Below are 3,048 nucleotides of genomic sequence, written 5' to 3'. Positions count from 1 at the left end.
GCTGTCGACCGGCGTGAACTCGCTGTCGACCTCGACCTCCACGGCGATCAACTCGCTGTCGACGGGTGTCAATTCGCTTTCCACGGGTGTCAGCTCGCTGTCCACGGGCGTGAATTCGCTGTCGACCTCGACCTCGACCGCAGTCAATTCGCTGTCGACGGGCATCGACTCGCTGTCGACGGGCGTGAACTCGCTGTCGACGGGCGTGAACTCTCTGTCGACTTCGACCTCTACGGCGATCAATTCGCTGTCGACGGGTGTGGACTCGCTGTCCACGGGTGTTAGCTCGCTGTCCACGGGGCTGAACTCGTTGTCGACCTCGACGTCGACCGCAGTCAACTCGCTGTCGACGGGCGTGGATTCGCTCTCGACGGGCGTGAACTCGCTGTCGACCTCGACTTCTACGGCGGTCGATTCACTGTCCACGGGCGTGAATTCGCTGTCGACCTCGACGTCCACGGCAATCAACTCGCTGTCGACGGGTGTTGACTCCCTGTCCACGGGCGTCAATTCGCTGTCGACCTCGACTTCGACCGCAATCGACTCGTTGTCGACGGGCGTCGACTCGCTCTCAACCGGCGTGAACTCGCTGTCGACCTCGACCTCGACCGCGGTCAATTCGCTGTCCACGGGCGTCGACTCGCTTTCGACGGGCGTGAACTCGCTGTCCACCTCGACTTCGACGGCCATCAACTCGCTGTCCACTGGCGTTGACTCGCTGTCCACGGGCATCGACTCGCTGTCCACGGGCGTGACTTCGCTGTCGACCTCGACCTCCACGGCCATCGACTCGCTGTCCACCGGCGTCGACTCGCTGTCGACGGGCGTGAACTCGCTGTCGACCTCGACTTCGACCGCGATCAACTCGCTGTCCACGGGTGTTGACTCGCTGTCCACGGGTGTGAACTCGCTGTCGACCTCGACTTCGACCGCAGTTGACTCGCTGTCCACCGGCGTGGACTCGTTGTCGACCGGCGTGAACTCGCTGTCGACCTCGACCTCGACCGCGATTGATTCGCTGTCCACTGGCGTTGACTCGCTGTCGACGGGCATGAACTCGCTGTCGACCTCGACTTCGACGGCCATCAACTCGCTGTCCACCGGCGTTGATTCACTGTCTACGGGCATCGACTCGCTGTCCACGGGCGTGAACTCGCTGTCGACCTCGACCTCGACCGCAATCGACTCGCTGTCGACGGGCGTCGACTCGCTGTCGACGGGCGTGAACTCGCTGTCGACCTCGACTTCGACCGCGATCAACTCGCTGTCCACGGGTGTTGACTCGCTGTCCACGGGTGTGAACTCGCTGTCGACCTCGACTTCGACCGCAGTTGACTCGCTGTCCACCGGCGTGGACTCGTTGTCGACCGGCGTGAACTCGCTGTCGACCTCGACCTCGACCGCGATTGATTCGCTGTCCACTGGCGTTGACTCGCTGTCGACGGGCATGAACTCGCTGTCGACCTCGACTTCGACGGCCATCAACTCGCTGTCCACCGGCGTTGATTCACTGTCTACGGGCATCGACTCGCTGTCCACGGGCGTGAACTCGCTGTCGACCTCGACCTCGACCGCAATCGACTCGCTGTCGACGGGCGTCGACTCGCTGTCGACGGGCGTGAACTCGCTGTCGACCTCGACCTCGACCGCAATCGACTCGTTGTCGACGGGTGTCGATTCGCTGTCGACGGGCGTGAACTCGCTGTCGACCTCGACTTCGACCGCGGTCAACTCGCTGTCCACGGGTGTTGACTCGCTGTCCACGGGTGTGAACTCGCTGTCGACCTCGACTTCGACCGCAGTTGACTCGCTGTCCACCGGCGTGGACTCGTTGTCGACCGGCGTGAACTCGCTGTCGACCTCGACCTCGACGGCTATCAACTCGCTGTCGACGGGCGTTGACTCGCTGTCCACGGGCGTGAACTCGCTGTCGACCTCGACTTCGACCGCAGTTGACTCGCTGTCGACGGGTGTTGACTCGCTCTCGACGGGCGTGAACTCGTTGTCGACCTCGACTTCCACGGCCATCGACTCGCTGTCGACGGGTGTCGACTCGCTGTCGACGGGCGTGAACTCGCTGTCGACTTCGACTTCGACGGCCATCAACTCGCTGTCGACGGGCGTTGACTCGCTGTCCACGGGTATCGACTCGTTGTCCACGGGCGTGAACTCGCTGTCAACCTCGACCTCGACGGCCATCGACTCGCTGTCGACGGGTGTCGACTCGCTGTCGACGGGCGTGAACTCGCTGTCGACCTCGACTTCGACCGCGATCGACTCGCTGTCGACGGGCGTTGACTCGCTGTCCACGGGCATTAACTCGCTGTCGACCTCGACTTCCACGGCGGTCGATTCACTGTCCACGGGCGTCACTTCGCTGTCGACCTCGACTTCGACTGCGATTGACTCGCTGTCCACGGGCGTTGATTCGCTTTCGACCGGCGTAAATTCGTTGTCGACCTCGACTTCGACCGCAATCGACTCACTGTCGACGGGTGTTGACTCGCTCTCGACGGGCGTGAACTCGTTGTCGACCTCGACTTCCACGGCCATCGACTCGCTGTCCACGGGTGTCGACTCGCTGTCGACGGGCATCAACTCGCTGTCGACTTCGACTTCCACGGCAGTCGATTCACTGTCCACGGGTGTCAGTTCGTTGTCCACGGGCATCGACTCTCTGTCGACGGGCATCAACTCGCTGTCGACCTCGACCTCGACCGCGGTCAATTCTCTGTCGACCGGCGTTGACTCACTGCCCACCGGCATCAATTCGCTGTCGACCTCGACCTCCACGGCGATCGACTCGCTGTCGACGGGCGTTGACTCGCTGTCCACGGGCATCAACTCGCTGTCGACCTCGACTTCCACGGCGGTCGATTCACTGTCGACGGGCGTGAACTCGCTGTCGACCTCGACTTCGACCGCGATCAATTCGCTGTCGACAGGCGTTGATTCGATCTCGACGACCGTGAACTCGCTGTCGACTTCGACTTCGACCGCAATCAATTCGCTGTCCACGGGTGTCGACTCGCTGTCGACGGGTGTCAG

1 protein-coding gene is annotated in these 3,048 nt (G+C 62.5%); it reads right to left on the bottom strand.

Features of this window, described 5'->3' with window-relative positions; genetic code table 11:
- Positions 1-3,048, bottom strand: a 3,048-nt coding sequence (locus tag BG57_RS33240; RefSeq protein ID WP_035971012.1) for a midas domain-containing protein, incomplete at both ends; no start/stop codon positions are given.

The sequence above is a fragment of the Caballeronia grimmiae genome (assembly GCF_000698555.1).
GTDB classification, from domain to species: Bacteria; Pseudomonadota; Gammaproteobacteria; order Burkholderiales; family Burkholderiaceae; genus Caballeronia; species Caballeronia grimmiae.
This window is presented reverse-complemented; position numbering and strand designations above follow the sequence as displayed.